Here is an 18,458-nt window from a genome sequence, read left to right as displayed (position 1 = left end):
TCTGAGGTCGCGCCGCACTCGCCGGTATACGAGTGATCACCGCCGGCCGGCGGCCTGGCCTCACCTCCGGGCCCCCGCCCCCGTGAGGGGCGCGCGCCTCACAGCGCGCTCCCGCCGGAGCGGAGATCAGCGTTCCGTACGGGAAACAGTCGGGATGCCGACGGGTAACACCCGCCCCGCACTCTTCGAGACATGAGTACACGGATCGTGGTGGTCGGCGGCGGAACGGCGGGCGCCCGGCTCGCCCAGCGCCTGCCGGTCACCCTCCTCGGCGAAGAGCCGCACGCACCGTACAACAGGGTGCTGCTCGCGGACGTCCTCGCCGGGCGGTACGAGCCCGAGGTGATCGCGCTGCCCGCTCCCCAGGAGCCGGTGCGGCGCGGGGTGCGGGCGGTGCGGATCGACCGCGCCGCCCGGATCGTGGAGTGCGAGGACGGGACGTCTGTCGGCTACGACCGGCTGGTCCTGGCGACCGGCTCCAACCCGGTGCTGCCGCCGCTGCGCGGACTGCGCGGGTCGCGGCTGCCGTCGGGCGTCCACCCGTTCCGTACGCTCGACGACTGTCTGGAGCTGCGCGCGCTGGTACGGCCGGGCGTCCGCGCGGTCGTCATCGGCGGCGGGCTCCTCGGCGTCTCCGCCGCCCGCGCGCTGGCCGCGCTGGGCGCCGAGGTGGTGCTGACACAGCAGGGCGAGCGCCTGATGGAGAGGCAGCTGGACGAGCAGGCGTCGGCGTTGCTCCGGGCGCATGTGGAGTCCCTCGGGGTCGAGGTGCACACCGAGTGCCGCGTCAGCGGTCTGCGCCAGGAGGGCGGCGCGGTCACGGCCGTCGAACTCGCGGACGGCTTCGTGCTCGACGCCCAGGTCGTGGTGCTGGCCTGCGGGGTCAGGCCGCGCATCGGTCTCGCCCGGGACGCCGGCCTGGAGGTCCGTACCGGCATCGTCGTCGACGACGAGCTGCGGACCTCCGATCCGTTCATCCACGCCATCGGCGACTGCGCGGAGCACGACGGCCGCGTCTACGGCCTGGCGGGCCCGGCCCTGGAACAGGCGGACGCCCTGGCGGGCGTCCTGCTGACCGCGACGGCGGACCCGGCACCGATCACGACACCGGTGACGGCAGGCCCGGCACCGAGTACGGCGGGCGCGGCACCGGACACGGCTCCGGACACGGCGGGCACGACGGAGGGCCCGGCACGGGTCACGGCGGGCGCGACGGAGGGCCCGGCACCGGTGACTTCGGGCCCGGCAGCGGTCACCGCCGCGACGGCGGATGCGGCGCCGGTCACGGCGGGCGCGCCCGCCTACACCGGCACCCGGGCGCTGACCCGGCTCACCCTCGGCGGGGCCGAGTCGCTCGACCTCGCCGCCTTCGGCGAGGCCACCCCCCGGCCGGGCGACGACGTCGTCCAGCTGACCGACGCCACCCGCCGCGCCTACCGCAAGGTCGTCGTGCGCGGCGACCGGCTGGTCGGCGGCGTCCTCCTCGGCGATCTCGCCGCGGTGGGGGCGCTCGCCCGGGCCTGGGAGGGCGACGAGGCCCTTCCGCACGCTCCCCTGCTCCACCTGCTCACCCATGACGGAGGCTCCTGAGATGTCGACCATGCCCGTGCACACCCCCACCGTCGTCCTGGTCGGCCACGGAATGGTCGGCCAGCGCTTCCTGGAGGCGCTGGCGGACCGGGGCGTCACCGAGCGCGCGCGGGTCGTGGTGCTCTGCGAGGAGCCCCGCCCCGCCTACGACCGAGTCCAGCTCACCTCGTACTTCAACGGCCGCACCCCCGACGATCTCTCCATGGTCGAGGACGGCTTCATGGCGAAGCACGGCATCGAGCTGTACGTCGGTGACCCCGCCGAGACGATCGACCGCGAGGCCCGTACGGTCACCGCGCGCTCCGGCCAGGTCTTCCCGTACGACACGCTGGTCCTGGCCACCGGCTCGTACCCCTTCGTCCCGCCCGTCCCCGGCAAGGACGCGCGCGGCTGCTTCGTCTACCGGACGATCGAGGACCTCCTCGCGATCGAGGAGTACGCCAAGACCTCGACGACCGGCGCGGTCGTCGGCGGCGGTCTGCTCGGTCTGGAGGCGGCCGGCGCGCTCAAGGGGCTCGGCCTCGACACCCACATCGTCGAGTTCGCGCCGCGGCTGATGCCGGTGCAGGTCGACGAGGGCGGTGGCGCCGCGCTGCTGCGCACGATCGAGCAGATGGGGCTGAGCGTCCACACGGGCACCGGCACCCAGGAGGTCATCACCGAGGACGGCACGGTCACCGGGATGCGCCTGTCGGACGGCTCCGAACTGGCCGTCGACATGGTCGTGTTCTCCGCGGGCGTACGGCCCCGGGACCAGCTGGCCCGCGACTGCGGCCTCGCGGTCGGAGAGCGCGGCGGCATCGCGGTCGACGAGCGGTGCCGTACCTCCGACCCGTCGGTGTACGCGATCGGCGAGTGCGCGCTGGCCTCGGACGGCAAGGTGTACGGCCTGGTGGCGCCCGGCTACGAGATGGCGCTGACGGCGGCGGCGACGATCGCCGACGAGGCCGTGGCCGGCTTCACCGGCGCCGACATGTCGACCAAGCTGAAGCTGCTCGGGGTGGACGTGGCCTCGTTCGGCGACGCGCACGGCACGGCCGAGGGCTGCCTCGACGTCGTCTACTCCGACTCCCGCTCCGGTGTCTACAAGAAGCTCGTGGTCGACCGCGAGGGTGTGCTGCTCGGCGGTGTGCTGGTCGGCGACGCCGACTCGTACGGCATGCTGCGGCCGCTCACCGGTTCGGTGCCGCCCGTCTCACCCGAGCAGCTGGTGCTGCCGGCGGGCGCCGGGGCGCCGGTCGCGCTCGGCCCGTCGGCGCTGCCGGACGACGCCGTGATCTGCTCCTGCCACAACGTCACCAAGCACGCGATCACCCAGTGCTCGACGCTGCCCGAGGTGAAGAAGTGCACCAAGGCCGGCACGGGCTGCGGCAGTTGCGTGAAGCTGATCGGCCAGCTGCTGCCCGCGGCCACCGACAAGGGGCTGTGCGGCTGCTTCTCGTACACCCGAAGCGAGCTGTACGAGATCACCCGCACGCTGCGGCTGACCTCCTTCGCCGAGCTGATCGACTCGCACGGGCGGCCGGAGGCGCGCGGCGGTGACGGTTGCGAGGTCTGCAAGCCGACCGTCGGCTCGATCCTGGCGTCCCTGGCCCCGACTCTCGAGTTGGGCGGCTACATCCTCGACGGCGAGCAGGCCTCCCTCCAGGACACCAACGACCACTTCCTCGCCAACATGCAGCGCAACGGCTCGTACTCGGTCGTGCCCCGGATCCCCGGCGGCGAGGTGACGCCGGAGAAGCTGATCGTGATCGGCGAGGTGGCCCGTGACTTCGGGCTCTACACCAAGATCACCGGCGGTCAGCGGATCGACATGTTCGGCGCCCGCGTCGAGCAGCTCCCGGCGATCTGGACCCGGCTCGTCGACGCGGGCTTCGAGTCCGGTCACGCGTACGGCAAGTCGCTGCGCACGGTGAAGTCCTGTGTGGGGCAGACCTGGTGCCGCTACGGCGTCCAGGACTCGGTGAAGATGGCGATCCAGCTGGAGCTGCGCTACCGCGGTCTGCGCTCACCGCACAAGCTGAAGTCGGCGGTCTCCGGCTGCGCCCGCGAGTGCGCGGAGGCGCAGTCGAAGGACTTCGGCGTCATCGCGACGGCGAGCGGCTGGAACCTGTACGTGGGCGGCAACGGCGGCGCGACCCCGCGCCACGCCGACCTGCTGGCCCAGGATCTGTCGGACGCCGAACTGGTCCGCCTGATCGACCGGTTCCTGATGTTCTACATCCGCACGGCCGACCGTCTCGAGCGCACCTCGACCTGGCTGGAGCGCCTGGAGGGCGGGCTCGACCACCTGAAGGACGTGGTGGTGCACGACTCGCTCGGGCTGTGCGACGAGCTGGAGGCGCTGATGGCCGCGCACGTCGAGGACTATCAGGACGAGTGGGCGCAGACCCTGGACGACCCGGACCGGCTGCGCCGTTTCGTCTCCTTCGTCAACGCGCCGGACGCGCCGGACCCGTCGGTGAAGTTCGTACCGGAGCGCGACCAGATCAAGCCGGACCTGACGGTCCTCACCATCGGAACTCTGGAAGGGGTCTGAAGCCCGATGAAGCTCGAACTCTCCCACGACGTCGAGGCCGACGCCTGGACGGTGATCTGCGACGAGGCCCGGCTGACGCCCGGCCGGGGCGTGGCGGCGCTGCTGCCCGACGGCCGGCAGGCGGCGCTGTTCAAGGACCGGGCGGGCCGCGCGTACGCGATCGACAACCGTGATCCCTTCACCGGGGCGCAGGTGCTGTCCCGGGGACTGCTCGGCTCGGCGGGCGGACGGCCGTTCGTGGCCTCGCCGCTGCTGAAGCAGCGCTTCGACCTGGAGACGGGCCGGTGCCTGGACGACGACGAGGTGACGGTGACGGTGTATCCGGTCCGCACGATCCCCCACGACTGACTTGACCGTACGTTCCAGATAGATCTAGGGTCCCGATCGTGGCCAGGCCCAAGGAATTCGCTCCGGAAGCCGCGCTCCAGTCAGCTCTCGAACTGTTCTGGCGGCGCGGCTACGAGGCGACGACGATGTCGGACCTCGTCGAGCACCTCGGGATCGGCCGTGCCAGCATCTACGCCACCTTCGGCAACAAGCGTCAGCTCTACATGAAGGCGCTGGACTGCTACCTTCGGACGCGCGACCCGCTGATGACCGAGGAGCTGTCCCAGCCGGGGCCGGCCCTGCCCGCCATACGCGCTCTGATACGTCGGTACGCCGTCGAGGCGGGCGCCGAAGAGACCCGCCTGACCGGGTGTTTCATCACCAACTCGGCGGCGGAGCTGGGTCCGCACGACGAGGCCGTGGCGCGCCGGATAGAGCTGAACTGGGAGCAGATCGAGACCCTGCTGCACGCGTCGCTCGTCCGGGCCCGCGCCCAGGGCGAGCTGTCCGCGGACCGCGATCCGCGGGCGCTGGCCCGGATGCTCCTGGTCCTGATGCAGGGCATCCGCCTGGTCGGCAAGGCCTCGTCGGACCCGACCAGGGTGAGGGACGCGGCGGAGCAGGCACTGGCACTGCTGGACTGAGCAGAAGTCACGGGCAGGAAGGGCGCCACACGGCGCCCTTCCTTTCGGCCCACATATTGGAACGTACGGTCAAATATTTTCTTCTCAGGGAGTCGTCACCGCATGTCCGCACCCACGTCCGCATCCATGTCCGCACGCACGTCCGCACCCGCGTCCCCACGTTTCACCGACAAGACCGTCCTCGTCACCGGCGGTGGTACCGGGCTCGGGCAGGCCATCGCGCTCGCCTTCGCCGCCGAGGGGGCGAAGGTCGTCGTCGCGGGCCGCAGCGCCGGCACCCTGGACGAGACCCTGTCCCTGATCAAGGCCGCCGGCGGCACGGCGGCGGCCGTCACCGCCGATGTGTCCCGCGCGGAGGACGTCCGCGCTCTGGTGCGCCGGACCGTCGAGCTCTTCGGCGGCCTCGACGTCGCCGTGAACAACGCCGGGGTCTTCCGGGGCGGCCACGCGGCCGCCGACTTCCCCCTGGAGGACTGGCAGACGCTCATGGACATCAACGTCACCGGTGTCCTGCACTCCCTCCAGGCCGAGGTCGCCCATATGCGGGCCAACGGCGGCGGCGCCATCGTCAACGTCTCTTCCAACCTCGGCCCGCACGTCCGTGTCCCGGGCGTCTTCGGCTACCAGGTCTCCAAGGCCGCCGTCTCGGCGCTCACCCGCGCCGCCGCCCGCGACCACATCGCCGACGGCGTCCGGATCAACGCGGTCAGCCCCGGCGCCTCGGAGGCCCCGATGTCGCTGCTGCCGGGCGAGACCGAGGCCGAGCGGGAGGTCCGGATGAAGGAGCAGTCGCCGCTCGGCCGCGTCGCGGCCGCCTCGGAGGTCGCGGCCGCGGTCCTCTACCTCGCCTCGGAGGACGCCGGCTCGGTCGTCGGCACGGACCTCGTGATCGACGGGGGCGTCTCGGCCTGACGTCGTGGCTGCCGGGGGGTGGTCAGCCCTGCACGGCGGAGGGGTCCATCCAGACCAGCTCCCAGTGGTGGCCGTCGGGGTCCGTGAAGGAGCGGCCGTACATGAAGCCGTGGTCCTGGGGCTCCTTCGCGGGGGACCCGCCGCCGGCCAGGGCCGCGTCGGCCAGCTCGTCGACCTTCTCCCGGCTGTCGCAGTTCAGCGCGAGCAGCACCTCGGTGGTCTTCGTGGCGTCGGCGATCTCCTTGCCGGGCTTGGTGAACTCCAGGAAGCGGGGCTCGGTCATCAGCATCGCGAAGATCGTGTCGCTGATGACCAGGCACGCGGTGCTCTCGTCGCTGAACTGCGGGTTGAAGGAGTAGCCGAGCTTGCTCCAGAAGCTCTTCGAGGTCTCGAGGTCCTTCACGGGCAGGTTCACGAAGATCATCTGGGTCATGGCGGTCTCTCCTCTGGATGCGCTCTCGGCGTGCGCTCCGTGGCGGGCGCTTTCAAGAGGTAAGACGGCGGAGGCGGACGGAACTCATCGCCGCGCCGAGGATTTTCTTCGTGGCCCGGCCCGGCGGCCTTCCGCGGAGACTCTCAGGCGGCGGAACGCAGCTCCAGCACCGCGAGCGGGACGAAGCCGGGGCCCTCGCCGGTGGTTCCGGCGTCCCGGCCGGCGAGCCGGTGGAGCATCGCGAGGGCGATCCGCTCGCCCTGGGCCTTGGCCCGCTCGGCGACCGGCCCCCGGTGGAGACCGTCGACGGCGGCGTGCCAGAGCTGGACCCAGCGGCCGAAGTGGGCGGCGGTGAGCGGGCGGGCCTCGTCCAGGGCAGCGTGCGGGGTGAACGCGTCGCGGTCGTAGTCGGCCGTGCGGAAGAGCGAGCGTTCCCAGAAGTCGGCGATCCGGGGCAGGTGGGCCTCCAGGTCCGTGCCGGCGCTTTGGGTGAAGTACGGGCCGATGAGCGGGTCCGCGAAGGCCGCCGCGTAGAAGCGCCGGAGAAGGACGTCGAGGTCGTGGCGGTCACCGATGTCCCGGGTGTGGGTGGTGCTCATGTCCCGAAGTCTTCCCCCGTGTGCGGCGTCCATCCAGTGCCGAAGGTCCCGGCTCCGGATAGCGTCGGAGCATGAGCCCCGCCGGGAAGAAGATTACCGAGAAGCTGTCGGACGAGGCCCTGGCCGGCGCGACCGGCAAGAGCTGGGCCGAGTGGTTCGCCCTGCTCGACGCCTGGGGCGCGACGGACCGTGGGCACACCGAGATCGCCCGCCACCTCGTCGACGCCGAGGGCGTCAGCGGCTGGCACGCGCAGTCGATCACGGTCGGCTACGAGCAGGAGCGCGGGATGCGCGAGGTCGGGCAGTCCAGCGGCGGCGGCTGGCAGGCGAGCGCGAGCAGGACGGTGAACGCCCCGGCCGAGCGCTGCACGGCCGCCTTCGCCGACGACGCCCTGCGCCGGCGCTGGCTCCCGGACGGTGATCTGGAAGTGCGCACCCACCGTCCGGGAGTGTCGGTGACGGCGGACTGGGACGGGGGCACCAGCCGGATCTCGGTCTACCTCACCGCGAAGGGCCCGGCGAAGACCCAGGTCGGCCTCGGCCACACCAAGCTCCCGGACGCGGACGCGGTGGCCGCCTACAAGGAGTTCTGGCGCGAGCGGCTCGGCGCGCTCAAGACGCTGCTGGAGTCCGAGGGCCTCGGAGACACCCCCCGAGACCCCAGCGGCTGAGCGTCCCGCTCTCCTTGTCGTACGTGAGCCAGGTGCCGTCCCCGAGGGGGCGGGCGTAGTCGTCGACGGGGCCCGAGGGATAGTCGACGGCTCCGCGTATCCGCAGGGTGCGGGCGTCCAGGAGCCAGTGCCGGGCCGTGTCCGGGTCGTCCTCGTACTCGAGGGTGGAGGCGATGACGGTGTCGCCGTCGACGAATCCGCACGCCCAGTCCCAGCACGGCGGGTCCGCGTCGTCCTCCGGCACCGGGGGTTCCCCCGTCGCGAGCACGGACCCGTCCAGGGCATGCAGCCGCAGGTCCGCGCCGTAGTGCTCCATCGTCAGGAAGCCCTCGTGGTCGGGATGGACGTCGAAGAGGATCCGGTCCAGCGTCTCGTTCAGGTCCCAGGTGGTCAGCGTGTCGCCGTCCCAGCGCCCCCAGTACAGCAGGATGCCGTCCTGCCCCATGCCGATGTCGAGCCCCATGTGGACGCCGTCGGGGTGGGAGAGGTGGCGCGAGCCGGAGGCCACGCTGTCCAGCGCAAGCCGGGCGAGCTCGCGGCCGTCCCGGGCGTCCAGGACGACCCACAGCTCCCGCCACTCCTCCCCCTCCCCCTCGACGACATGGGCCCAGACGAACCGGCCGTCGTCGGACACCCGGCAGGACCCGTGCTCGTGGCCGGGGCAGACCTGTCGCTCGTCCCCGGTGTGCGGGTGACCGATCTCCGGGCCCCAGCAGCCGTGCCCGTACTGCCACAGCGTCTCGCCGCCCGCGGCCACGGCCCGTACCTCACGCTGGCCCGAGAACACCGCGAACGTCCCGTCCGGGCTCACCGAATGGACCCCGCGGTCCCACTCGGGCCAGGGCGACGTGAAGACGGCGACCGGCGACCGCTCCCCCGCCAGCAGCTCGTCCAGGTCGTGGACCTCCAGTTGGTGTCCGTCCAGTAGCAGGGTTCGGCGGGAGCCACCCCACCGGGCCTCGAAGGCGTGACCGTGGACCAGTTCGTCCCCGCCCGGCAGTGCCACCGAGTCGAGCAACAGTGGGGTGATCGTCATGGTCCGAAGGTAGCGAACCGCACGGACATCGCCGTCCGCTCGGAGCCGCTCGGACAGGGCCGCCCCGGTCAGCGGTCGACGGAGAACACCACCCGGACCCCTTCCGTGGAGTTGATCCGCTCGTTCAGCCCCCAGATCCGCCCGGTCGACGGCGAGTAGCCGAGGTTCTGCGTATAGACCGGCGAGGTCGTCAGGACGTGTGGTGCCGCGTCGGCCAGGGTTTTGTGGATGCAGGAGTACCGGGCTCCGGACGGGTCCCCCGAGCCGCCGCCGACCCCCGACGGGCAGTCGCCCGCGAGGTACCAGGCGGTGCCGTCGGTCGCCGCGCCCTGCATGGCCCAGATCGGGGAGGAGTAGGCGACGGTGGCGTGCCCGTAGGGCAGCGCGGAGGTGGCGTCGAGCGCCCAGCGGATGACGCGGCCGCCCGCCGCTCCCGGCTTGTACTCGGCGGAGACCAGACCGTCCTGGCCCGAGCGGTCGAGGCTGAGGGAGTTGAGGCAGGGGCGGTCGCCGGTGGTGGTCGCGCAGGCGCCGCCGTCGGCGCTGGTGACGTACTCGCCGATCATCGGCAGGGCGTAGTTGCTCCAGCGGGCCGAGGAGGTGGTGCCGGTGATGCCGACGGCCTCGGTGCTGGAGTTGACCTTCCAGATGTGCCGGAGGTCGAAGACCTGGAGCCAGCGGCCGTTGGCGACGAAGACGCGGTTGCCGTACCAGACCACGCCGTCGGCATGGCTGCTCACGCGGGTGAAGCCGCCCTTGCCGTTCGCGTCGAGGGTCGGCTTGACCAGCAGCAGGTGGTTGTACCGGACCTGTCCGTCCTCGGTGTTGACGAGGCTGACCCGGGCGAACTCGTCGCGTACGGGGTTGGGGCCCTGCAGCCCGCGGCTGAAGTGCCAGGAGGCGAGGTGGGCCGAGCGGCCTTCCCAGGTGCCGCCGGGCTGGGCGTCGTAGGAGCCGCTGATGCCCTGAGGGGTCCATCCGCCGGCGTCGGTCCAGGAGTTGGAGGTGTCGTCGCCCTTGTCCCAGCAGAAGCCGTCGGGGTTGAGGCCGGCGGCGAGACCGGTCCGGTGGCACAGGCCGTCGATGCCGGTGCGGCCTCCGGAGGTGAGGACCTGGGTGGCGTTCCGTACGGTGACGGCGCCCTGGGACTCGACCGCCTTGATGGCCCTGTCGTGGTCGGCGAACGTGGTGCCGGCGTTGAGCCGGAACTCCGCGACGGCCGCCGGGTCGACGCGTCCGAACGGCATCGCCGCCTGTGCCTCACCCGCCCCCGCCGTCACGACGGCGAGGCCGCCGGCGAGCGTGGCGAGCGCGGAGCCGAGCACGGCGATCCGGATTCTCCAGCGAGTCTTCCCTGTGCGTGTCATGGCGCGAGAGCCTAGCCAGCCGCACCGCCGGTGGGCAGACCGGGCCCTGGGGCGCCCGGGACCCCACCCCGGGGCGGACGGGGACCACGCCCGACCGGGACCCCACCCGGCCGTCGCCCGCGCCGGTCGCGGAGAGCGATCAGGCGCCCGCCGCTTCCCCTTCATCGGGCGTTGCTGCACAGTCAACTCGGTAGTTCTAGGTTCCGGAAGCGCGCGACCCCGCCGCCGACCGGGCGGTGGGGCGGTCACCACCACCCCCTCTGGAGTGAGACGTGGAGCGACGCAGTTTCCTGCGTGGAGCGGTCATCGGCACGTCGGCCGCCGCCTTCGGCGGCACCCTGATGCGCGGTGCCGCCTACGCGGCGCCCGCCCAGCCCGGCGCCGGCCCTTACGGGGCCCTGGGCGCGGCCGATGCCAACGGCATCCAGCTGCCCAGCGGTTTCACCAGCCGGGTGATCGCCCGGTCCGGCCAGAAGGTCGGCAGCACCTCGTACATCTGGCACAACGCCCCCGACGGGGGCGCCTGCTTCGTCGACGGCACCGGTTGGATCTATGTCTCCAACTCGGAGATCAACCCCGGCGGCGGCGCGAGCGCGGTGAAGTTCAACTCGTCGGGCTCGATCACCGGCGCGTACCGCATCCTCTCCAACACCCGTACCAACTGCGCGGGCGGCAAGACCCCGTGGAACACCTGGCTCTCCTGCGAGGAGGTCAGCCTCGGCTACGTCTACGAGACCGACCCGTACGGCGTGAACGCGGCCGTCCGCCGGGACGCGATGGGCAAGTTCAAGCACGAGGCCGCCGCCGCCGATCCCGTCCGCAAGGTGATCTACCTGACCGAGGACGAGAGCAACGGCTGCCTCTACCGGTTCATCCCCACCACCTGGGGCAACCTGTCCTCCGGCACGCTCCAGGTCCTGAAGGCCGGTACGGCCACCTCCGGCTCCTTCACCTGGGCGAACGTCCCCGACCCGGACGGCTCCCCCACCTACACCCGCGACCAGGTCTCCGGAGCCAAGCGGTTCAGCGGCGGCGAGGGCTGCCACTACGCCAACGACACCGTCTGGTTCACCACCAAGGGCGACAACCGCCTCTGGCAGCTCAACCTGACGAACAGCACCTACGAACTGGCCTACGACGACTCGCTGGTCAGCGGCGGCGGCGCCCCGCTGACCGGTGTCGACAACGTCACCGGCTCGTCCTCCGGCGACCTGTTCGTCGCCGAGGACGGCGGCAACATGGAGATCTGCGTCATCACGCCGGACGATGTCGTCGCCCCGTTCCTGCGGATCAACGGCCAGTCCGGCTCCGAGATCTGCGGACCGGCCTTCTCCCCCGACGGCAGGCGGCTGTACTTCTCCAGCCAGCGCGGCACGAGCGGCAGCTCCTCGGGCGGAATCACCTACGAGGTGACCGGCCCGTTCCGCGCGTAACACGGCTCCTCGGCGCGCCGTTGGGCGCCGCCCAGCAGGGCGGCGCCCAACGGCGTCAGCGTGTGCAGGACCGCGTTGCCGTGGCGCAGGGTGGCGACCAGCCCCGCCTCGCGCAGCACGCCCGCGTGCTGACTGGCCGAGGCGAGGGACACTCCTGCCCTGCGGGCCAGTTCGCTGGTGGTGCTGCCGTCGCCGATGGCGTGCAGCACGGCGGAGCGGGTGTTGCCGACGAGCTTGGCCAGCGAGGAACCGCCCGGTGCGTGGAGGGTCGGCGCCTCGCAGTGGGTGATCGGGTAGACGAGCACCGGGGGCAGGGCGGGGTCGCGCAGCACGACCGGGGTGCCGCGGCAGAAGTACGAGGGCTGGAGCAGCAGCCCCCTGCCGTCGAGATGGAGATCGCGGTCGACGGGATAGTCGGCCTCCAGGACCGGGGCACGCCAGCGGAACATCCGCGGCAGCGAGGCGAGCAGTTCGTCGGCGCCGCCGTCGAGCAGCGCCCGGCCGCGCACGGCGCGGTCGGCCTCGACGCAGGCACGGACGTGCGGCCAGTACGGCTCGATGGCGGCCCGGTGGTAGCTGCGCAGGGCCCCGATGAGCCGGCTGAACGGTTCCGCGCCGCCGTCGGCGAGGGCGCGCAGCGAGTGGGGCACGGTCCGGCCGCCGACCCGGTCGGCGCCCAGCTGCGCCAGTTCCGTGTGGAGCCGGGCGGGCGGGGTCGCGCGGACCGCCTGGAGCCCCTCGTCGAGGCCGTGGACGCCCTCGGCGGGGGTCAGGAAGTCCGGGAAGTAGCCGCGGCTGGGGACGAGGGCGGCGAGCAGTCGTGTCTCACCGTTCAGCCGTGTGCGGGTTTCCGAGCGCCATTCTCCGTAGACGACCGGACCACGCCGGTCCCTTAAACGATGAAAACTGAGAATCGTTTCCCACAGAACGTCCGGCCGGGCGGCCATCCGCACCCCGGCCAAGTCGTTTCCTGTGAAATGAATCCGCAGCATGGAACCCCCACCTGTGCACCCGCAACCACCCCCTCCGATGAGTATGCACAGCATCACTGCACGTTACCAGGGTGTTTCAGCCACACTTGAAAAGCATCGCGGTGGACGGGGGCGAAACGAAAGGCTGTGCGTGTCGGGCGGGAAACCTTCAGGACCGAGGTGACGTGACGAAGACCGTGGGGGGCTTCTCACGTCCGGCGGCGGTCGGCGAGGGTTGCGGCTCACCTGCCCGGCATGGGTAATGGGCGCGGTCACCGGGTGGGGATCCGGTGGCCGCGCCCGCCTCGTTCTTTGCGGTCCGAATCGTGAAAAGGTTCAACGGCGAATAATTCAATCGCGCGAAATTGAACAGGAACTCACAGGGCCCCGACATCCGGGTGCGGGACGAACCGGCACCTTGCGTACGGACGAAATACGACGGGGCGGACACCTCCGCACAAGGTGTCCGCCCCGTCTCTCTTGCGACCCGGAGCCGCCGCCCGTCGGTGAGGGTCGAGTTGACCGACGGCGGCTCCGGTGGTCTTTGCTACTGAACGGATGTTCAGCGGCTGTCGCTGCCGCTCGACTGCGCGGCCGCACGGCCGGCCTCCAGGCGCGCCACCGGGATCCGGAACGGCGAGCAGGAGACGTAGTCGAGGCCGACCTCGTGGAAGAAGTGCACCGACTCCGGGTCGCCGCCGTGCTCACCGCAGACGCCGAGCTTGATGTCGGGGCGGGTGGCCCGGCCGGACTCGACGGCGCTGCGTACGAGCGCGCCGACGCCGTCCTTGTCGATGGTCTCGAACGGGGAGACGCCGAAGATGCCCTTCTCCAGGTACGCGGTGAAGAAGCTGGCCTCCACGTCGTCCCGGGAGAAGCCCCACACCGTCTGGGTGAGGTCGTTCGTGCCGAAGGAGAAGAACTCGGCGGCCTCGGCGATCTGACCGGCGGTCACGGCGGCGCGCGGCAGCTCGATCATGGTGCCGAGCGCGAGCTTCAGCTCGACGCCGGTCCGGGCCTGCACCTCGGCGATGACCTGCTCGGCCTCGTCGCGGACGATCTCCAGCTCCTGGACGGTGCCGACGAGCGGGATCATGATCTCGGCACGCGGGTCGCCCTTGGCGTCGATGCGCTGGGCCGCGGCCTCGGCGATCGCCCGGACCTGCATGGTGAACAGGCCGGGGATGACCAGGCCGAGCCGGACGCCGCGCAGACCCAGCATCGGGTTCTGCTCGTGCAGCCGGTGCACGGCCTGCAGCAGGCGCAGGTCGTTCTCGTTGGGGTCCTTGCGGGCCTCGGCGAGGGCGACGCGCACCGACAGCTCGGTGATGTCGGGGAGGAACTCGTGCAGCGGCGGGTCGAGCAGACGGACCGTGACGGGCAGGCCGTCCATGGCCTCGAACAGCTCGACGAAGTCCTGCTTCTGCTGCGGGAGAAGGGCCTGGAGGGCCTCCTCGCGCTCCTCGTCGGTGTCGGCGAGGATGAGCTTCTCGACCATCTCGCGGCGCTCACCGAGGAACATGTGCTCGGTGCGGCACAGGCCGATGCCCTGCGCGCCGAAGCGGCGGGCGCGCAGCGCGTCCTCGGCGTTGTCGGCGTTGGCGCGGACGCGCAGACGGCGCACGCGGTCGGCGTAGGCCATGATCCGGTGCACGGCGGCGACCAGCTCGTCGGCGTCGTCGGCGCCGGCGTGCATCCGGCCCTCGAAGTACTCGACGACCGGGGACGGCACGACCGGGACCTCGCCGAGGTACACCTTGCCGGTGGAGCCGTCGATGGAGACGACGTCGCCCTCCTCGATGACCTGGCCCGAGGTGGTGGTCATCCGACGGCGCTTGGTGTCGACCTCGAGCTCCTCGGCGCCGCAGACACAGGTCTTGCCCATGCCCCGGGCGACGACGGCGGCGTGCGAGGTCTTGCCGCCGCGCGAGGTCAGGATGCCCTCGGAGGCGATCATGCCGTCCAGGTCGTCCGGGTTGGTCTCGCGGCGGATCAGGATGACCTTCTCGCCGGAGCGGGACCACTTGACGGCCGTGTACGAGTCGAAGACGGCCTTGCCGACGGCCGCGCCCGGGGAGGCGGCGATGCCGCGGCCGATCTGCTCGACCTTCGCGTTCTCGTCGAACTTGGGGAACATCAGCTGCGCGAGCTGGGCGCCGTTGACGCGCTGGAGCGCCTCCGCCTCGTCGATCAGGCCCTGGTCGACGAGCTGGGTGGCGATCCGGAAGGCGGCACCGGCGGTGCGCTTGCCGACACGGGTCTGCAGCATCCACAGCTGGCCGCGCTCGATCGTGAACTCGATGTCGCAGAGATCCTTGTAGTGGGTCTCCAGCGTCTCCATGATCTGCATCAGCTGGTCGTACGACTTCTTGTCGATCGACTCCAGCTCGGCGAGCGGCACGGTGTTGCGGATACCCGCGACGACGTCCTCGCCCTGCGCGTTCTGCAGGTAGTCGCCGTAGACGCCCTGGTGGCCGGAGGCGGGGTCGCGGGTGAAGGCGACGCCGGTGCCTGAGTCCGGGCCGAGGTTGCCGAAGACCATCGAGCAGACGTTGACGGCGGTGCCGAGGTCGTGCGGGATGCGCTCCTGGCGGCGGTACAGCTTGGCGCGGTCGGTGTTCCAGGAGTTGAAGACCGCCTCGATGGCGAGGTCCATCTGCTCGCGCGGGTCCTGCGGGAAGTCGCGGCCGGCCTCGGCCTTCACGATCTTCTTGAACTGCTTGACGAGCTTCTTCAGGTCGGCGGCGTCGAGGTCGGTGTCGACGGTGACCTTCTTGGCGGCCTTGGCCTCGTCGAGCGCGTCCTCGAAGAGCTCGCCCTCGACGCCGAGGACGGTCTTGCCGAACATCTGGATGAGACGGCGGTACGAGTCCCAGGCGAAGCGCTCGTCGCCGGCCTGGGCGGCGAGACCGGCGACCGACTCGTCGGACAGGCCGATGTTGAGGACCGTGTCCATCATGCCGGGCATGGAGAACTTGGCGCCCGAGCGTACGGAGACGAGCAGCGGGTTGTCGGCCTGGCCGAGCTTCTTGCCCATCTTCTGCTCGAGGGCGTCGAGGTGACGGCTCACCTCGTCGCGGAGCTCGACCGGCTCGGAGCCGCTGTCGAGGTAGACCTTGCACGCCTCGGTGGTGATCGTGAAGCCGGGAGGTACCGGCAGGCCGAGGTTGGTCATCTCGGCCAGGTTCGCGCCCTTACCGCCGAGGAGGTCCTTCAGGTCCCTGTTGCCCTCGGTGAAGTCGTACACGAACTTCTGATCTTTGTTTTCCGACACGGGTCTCGACTCCTCGACGACTCGGTGGCTGCCCTGACGGCGAGGAACATACCCAGATCGAAGGCTTCTGGGGAGGTACGCCTAGCGGTCGCCGGGGCTTAACCACCCGTCCGCCACCAGATCGAAAGTAACTGACGGGTAGCTTCCGCTTTCAGACTCCGAAGCCCGCTTGACTCAAACCAGAGCTTACGCGCTCACATGAGCGGCTTGTGGAGCATCTGCGTTCAACTCTTGAACGCAAGAGGGGTGGCACCCAGTGCCACCCCTCCATGAGTCCAACGCCTCGCAATCCGCTCATCTGAGCACACCCTCTATCAAGGGTGGCGAGGATCACGCCGCGGAAACGGCTGGATTCCCACGATCCGGACCTGATCACGAGGGTCGGAACGCCCCACCGGACTCCGGCCGTCCGCTCCGTCCGGACCTCTGTCAGCCGCCTGACGTGTCGAGTTCCGCGTCCTCGCCCACACCGGCGCAGTCGTACGGATCCTTGAGCCAGCCGTCCGGCAACACGACCCGGTTGTTGCCCGACGTACGGCCGCGCGGGCCGTCCGCGCCCACCGGCCAGGGCTGGTCCAGGTCCAGCTCGCTCAACTGAGCGCTCAGCTCGTCCAGGGACGAGGTGATCGCCAGCTTCTTGCGCATCTCCGAGCCGACCGAGAAGCCCTTCAGATACCAGGCCACGTGCTTACGGAAGTCGATGACACCGCGCGACTCGTCCCCGAGCCATTCGCCGAGCAGGCGGGCGTGGCGCACCATCGCGTCCGCGACCTCGCGCAGCCCCGGCTGGGCGTAGGCGCCCGTGCCCTCGAAGCCGGCCACCAGATCGGCGAAGAGCCACGGCCGGCCCAGACAGCCACGCCCCACGACCACGCCGTCGCAGCCGGTCTCGCGCATCATCCGCAGCGCGTCGTCCGCCGACCAGATGTCGCCGTTGCCGAGCACCGGGATCTCCGGCACGTGCTCCTTGAGCCGCGCGATCGCGTCCCAGTCGGCCGTACCGCCGTAGTGCTGGGCCGCCGTCCGCCCGTGCAGGGCTATCGCCGTGACCCCCTCCTCGACCGCGATCCGTCCCGCGTCGAGGTAGGTGATGTGGTCGTCGTCGATGCCCTTGCGCATCTTCATGGTGACCGGCAGGTCGCCCGCGTTGGTCACGGCCTCGTTCAGGATCGCCCGCAGCAGGGGCCGCTTGTACGGGAGGGCGGAGCCGCCGCCCTTGCGGGTGACCTTGGGGACCGGGCAGCCGAAGTTCAGGTCGATGTGGTCGGCCAGGTCCTCGTCCACGATCATCCGCACGGCCTTGCCGACCGTCACCGGGTCGACTCCGTAGAGCTGGATCGACCGCGGCTTCTCGCTGTCGTCGAAGCGGATGAGCTGCATGGTCTTCTCGTTGCGCTCGACCAGCGCCCGCGTCGTGATCATCTCGCTGACGAACAGTCCCTTGCCGCCGCTGAACTCACGGCAGAGGGTGCGGAAGGGGGCGTTGGTGATGCCGGCCATCGGCGCGAGCACCACCGGCGGCTGCACGATGTGCGGCCCGATGGCGAGAGGAGAGAACGCGGTCATTCAGCTATTGTCCCGCACCGCGCCGACAGCCGGTCGCCCCTCCCGCGCGCACAGCTCCCGCAGGCGGTCGAGGCCCGCCCGGGACTCCTCGTCCACAGGCACGTACGTCACCAGCCGCGGCCCGGAGGTGGGGCCCAGCCAGAGGTTGGTGTGCTCCAGATGCAGCGTTCCGACATGGGCGTTACGGATGATCTTCGTCCGGCCGCCCTGGGCCACCACCTCGTGGCGGGCCCAGATCTCCCGGAACTCCGGCGAGGCCGCCTGGAGCCGGTGCAGCAGCGCCTTCCACGCGGGCTCGGCGAGGTGCTCGGCCATCGAGGCGCGGAACTTGCCCGCCATCGCGCGCGTGACGCCCGGCAGCTCGGCGACGGAGGACCGCCACTCCTCGTTGGTGAAGGCCAGCCAGATGCAGTTGCGGTCCTCGCGCGGCAGGGCGTCGAGATCGCACAGCAGCCGCCCGTACGTGCGGTTGTACGCGAGGATGTCGTACCGGCTGTTCTGGATGCAGGCCGGAACCGGCTCCAACTGGTCCAGCATCTGGCGCAGCGCCGGGGTGACGGTCGGGCAGGGCGTCCCGGGATCGGGGTCGACCGCCCCGGCGAGGGCGAAGAGATGGGTGCGTTCGGTCGGGTCCAGGAGCAGGGCGCGTGCGAGGGCGTCCAGGACCTGGGGGGAGACATGGATGTCTCGCGCCTGTTCCAGCCAGGTGTACCAGGTGACGCCGACGGCGGAGAGGTGCGCGACCTCCTCGCGGCGCAGGCCGGGAGTGCGGCGGCGCCTGCCCCGGGGCAGGCCGACCTGCTCGGGTGCGATGCGCTCGCGGCGGCTGCGCAGGAAGGCGGCGAGTTCGTTGCGCCGGATGTCGGGTTCCGTGCCGGGGTGATCTGTGCGCGCCGGCGCCACCATCGTCGTCATGCTCCCAGGGTGCGGATGGGCTCAGCCCATTACCAGGTACTGCTGGTACCAGGATGAAGAGACTCTGGTACCAGGCTACGTGAGGAACGACGGTGGGCCTCGTGCGTACTACAGCCTCCGCTCCCTCCGCCCCCTCCGTCCGGGCCACCGGCGCCGCGCCCGGCGTCTCCGGCGCGGTCGT

15 protein-coding genes are annotated in these 18,458 nt (G+C 71.1%); 7 read left to right on the top strand and 8 right to left on the bottom strand.

Annotation, left to right across the window (positions count from 1 at the left end):
• Window positions 1–192: 192 nt before the first annotated feature.
• From ABZY12_RS09210 to ABZY12_RS09190, 5 genes are all read left to right on the top strand, one after another.
• A complete protein-coding gene (locus ABZY12_RS09210; RefSeq protein ID WP_356888659.1) occupies window positions 193–1,590 on the top strand; it encodes an FAD-dependent oxidoreductase in 1,398 nt (465 codons plus the stop codon).
• A 1-nt stretch (window position 1,591) separates the two neighbouring features.
• Window positions 1,592–4,129, top strand: a complete 2,538-nt coding sequence (nirB, locus tag ABZY12_RS09205; protein ID WP_356888658.1) for a nitrite reductase large subunit NirB — start codon at window positions 1,592–1,594, stop codon at window positions 4,127–4,129.
• Between the two features lie 6 nt (window positions 4,130–4,135).
• Window positions 4,136–4,477 (top strand): nitrite reductase small subunit NirD, encoded by a 342-nt coding sequence (nirD, locus tag ABZY12_RS09200; protein ID WP_356888657.1) that lies wholly within the window; start codon window positions 4,136–4,138, stop codon window positions 4,475–4,477.
• 38 nt (window positions 4,478–4,515) lie between these two features.
• Window positions 4,516–5,100: a TetR family transcriptional regulator gene (locus tag ABZY12_RS09195; protein WP_356888656.1), complete on the top strand. Its 585-nt coding sequence runs from the start codon at window positions 4,516–4,518 to the stop codon at window positions 5,098–5,100.
• Window positions 5,101–5,202: 102 nt separating this feature from the next.
• Window positions 5,203–6,012: an SDR family oxidoreductase gene (locus ABZY12_RS09190; RefSeq protein WP_356888655.1), complete on the top strand. Its 810-nt coding sequence runs from the start codon at window positions 5,203–5,205 to the stop codon at window positions 6,010–6,012.
• A 22-nt stretch (window positions 6,013–6,034) separates the two neighbouring features.
• Here the strand turns inward: ABZY12_RS09190 and ABZY12_RS09185 are convergent, their stop codons facing one another.
• Together ABZY12_RS09185 and ABZY12_RS09180 are read right to left on the bottom strand one after the other, a co-directional pair.
• The gene (locus ABZY12_RS09185) at window positions 6,035–6,445 is read right to left on the bottom strand and encodes a VOC family protein (protein WP_356888654.1); all 411 of its coding nucleotides are present in this window, start codon (window positions 6,443–6,445) and stop codon (window positions 6,035–6,037) included.
• 143 nt (window positions 6,446–6,588) lie between these two features.
• Complete coding sequence (locus ABZY12_RS09180; protein WP_356888653.1) at window positions 6,589–7,044, bottom strand: group III truncated hemoglobin; 456 nt, start codon at window positions 7,042–7,044, stop codon at window positions 6,589–6,591.
• Between the two features lie 71 nt (window positions 7,045–7,115).
• Between ABZY12_RS09180 and ABZY12_RS09175 the strand changes: the two genes are divergently transcribed.
• Window positions 7,116–7,715, top strand: coding sequence for a hypothetical protein (locus ABZY12_RS09175; RefSeq protein WP_356888652.1), 600 nt, complete (start codon window positions 7,116–7,118; stop codon window positions 7,713–7,715).
• Here the strand turns inward: ABZY12_RS09175 and ABZY12_RS09170 are convergent.
• Window positions 7,657–8,751: a hypothetical protein gene (locus ABZY12_RS09170; protein ID WP_356888651.1), complete on the bottom strand. Its 1,095-nt coding sequence runs from the start codon at window positions 8,749–8,751 to the stop codon at window positions 7,657–7,659. The genes ABZY12_RS09175 and ABZY12_RS09170 overlap by 59 nt on opposite strands.
• A gap of 68 nt (window positions 8,752–8,819) precedes the next feature.
• A complete protein-coding gene (locus ABZY12_RS09165; RefSeq protein ID WP_356888650.1) occupies window positions 8,820–10,118 on the bottom strand; it encodes a hypothetical protein in 1,299 nt (432 codons plus the stop codon).
• Between the two features lie 272 nt (window positions 10,119–10,390).
• Between ABZY12_RS09165 and ABZY12_RS09160 the strand changes: the two genes are divergently transcribed.
• Window positions 10,391–11,551: an alkaline phosphatase PhoX gene (locus tag ABZY12_RS09160; RefSeq protein ID WP_356888649.1), complete on the top strand. Its 1,161-nt coding sequence runs from the start codon at window positions 10,391–10,393 to the stop codon at window positions 11,549–11,551.
• Here the strand turns inward: ABZY12_RS09160 and ABZY12_RS09155 are convergent.
• From ABZY12_RS09155 to ABZY12_RS09140, 4 genes are all read right to left on the bottom strand, one after another.
• Complete coding sequence (locus tag ABZY12_RS09155) at window positions 11,521–12,543, bottom strand: winged helix-turn-helix domain-containing protein (protein WP_356888648.1); 1,023 nt, start codon at window positions 12,541–12,543, stop codon at window positions 11,521–11,523. The two genes, ABZY12_RS09160 and ABZY12_RS09155, sit on opposite strands and share 31 nt — an antisense overlap.
• A 541-nt stretch (window positions 12,544–13,084) precedes the next feature.
• Entirely contained in the window at window positions 13,085–15,796 is a 2,712-nt protein-coding gene (gene ppdK / locus ABZY12_RS09150; protein WP_356888647.1) for a pyruvate, phosphate dikinase, read from the bottom strand.
• 429 nt (window positions 15,797–16,225) lie between these two features.
• Window positions 16,226–17,362 carry a tRNA dihydrouridine synthase DusB gene (dusB, locus tag ABZY12_RS09145; RefSeq protein ID WP_356888646.1) on the bottom strand — a complete coding sequence of 379 codons (1,137 nt, stop codon included), beginning with the start codon at window positions 17,360–17,362 and terminating at the stop codon, window positions 16,226–16,228.
• On the bottom strand, window positions 17,363–18,277 hold the full coding sequence (locus ABZY12_RS09140; protein ID WP_356888645.1) for a helix-turn-helix domain-containing protein: 915 nt from the start codon (window positions 18,275–18,277) through the stop codon (window positions 17,363–17,365). It abuts the gene before it with no gap.
• Between the last annotated feature and the right edge of the window lie 181 nt (window positions 18,278–18,458).

This window comes from Streptomyces sp. NPDC006551, from assembly GCF_040611675.1.
Taxonomy (GTDB): domain Bacteria; phylum Actinomycetota; class Actinomycetes; order Streptomycetales; family Streptomycetaceae; genus Streptomyces.
Note: the sequence above shows the minus strand (reverse complement) of the source record. Positions and strands in the feature narration are given on the sequence as shown.

Bases quoted from the DNA above. Each gene is read 5' to 3' on its own strand.
- ABZY12_RS09175 (WP_356888652.1), top strand. From the start codon at position 7,116: ATGAGCCCCGCCGGGAAGAAGATTACCGAGAAGCTGTCGGACGAGGCC.
- ABZY12_RS09185 (WP_356888654.1), bottom strand. From the start codon at position 6,445: ATGACCCAGATGATCTTCGTGAACCTGCCCGTGAAGGACCTCGAGACC.
- ABZY12_RS09165 (WP_356888650.1), bottom strand. From the start codon at position 10,118: ATGACACGCACAGGGAAGACTCGCTGGAGAATCCGGATCGCCGTGCTC.
- ABZY12_RS09155 (WP_356888648.1), bottom strand. From the start codon at position 12,543: ATGCTGCGGATTCATTTCACAGGAAACGACTTGGCCGGGGTGCGGATG.
- ABZY12_RS09140 (WP_356888645.1), bottom strand. From the start codon at position 18,277: ATGACGACGATGGTGGCGCCGGCGCGCACAGATCACCCCGGCACGGAA.
- ABZY12_RS09210 (WP_356888659.1), top strand. From the start codon at position 193: ATGAGTACACGGATCGTGGTGGTCGGCGGCGGAACGGCGGGCGCCCGG.
- nirD (WP_356888657.1), top strand. From the start codon at position 4,136: ATGAAGCTCGAACTCTCCCACGACGTCGAGGCCGACGCCTGGACGGTG.
- nirB (WP_356888658.1), top strand. From the start codon at position 1,592: ATGTCGACCATGCCCGTGCACACCCCCACCGTCGTCCTGGTCGGCCAC.
- ABZY12_RS09190 (WP_356888655.1), top strand. From the start codon at position 5,203: ATGTCCGCACCCACGTCCGCATCCATGTCCGCACGCACGTCCGCACCC.
- dusB (WP_356888646.1), bottom strand. From the start codon at position 17,362: ATGACCGCGTTCTCTCCTCTCGCCATCGGGCCGCACATCGTGCAGCCG.
- ABZY12_RS09170 (WP_356888651.1), bottom strand. From the start codon at position 8,751: ATGACGATCACCCCACTGTTGCTCGACTCGGTGGCACTGCCGGGCGGG.
- ABZY12_RS09180 (WP_356888653.1), bottom strand. From the start codon at position 7,044: ATGAGCACCACCCACACCCGGGACATCGGTGACCGCCACGACCTCGAC.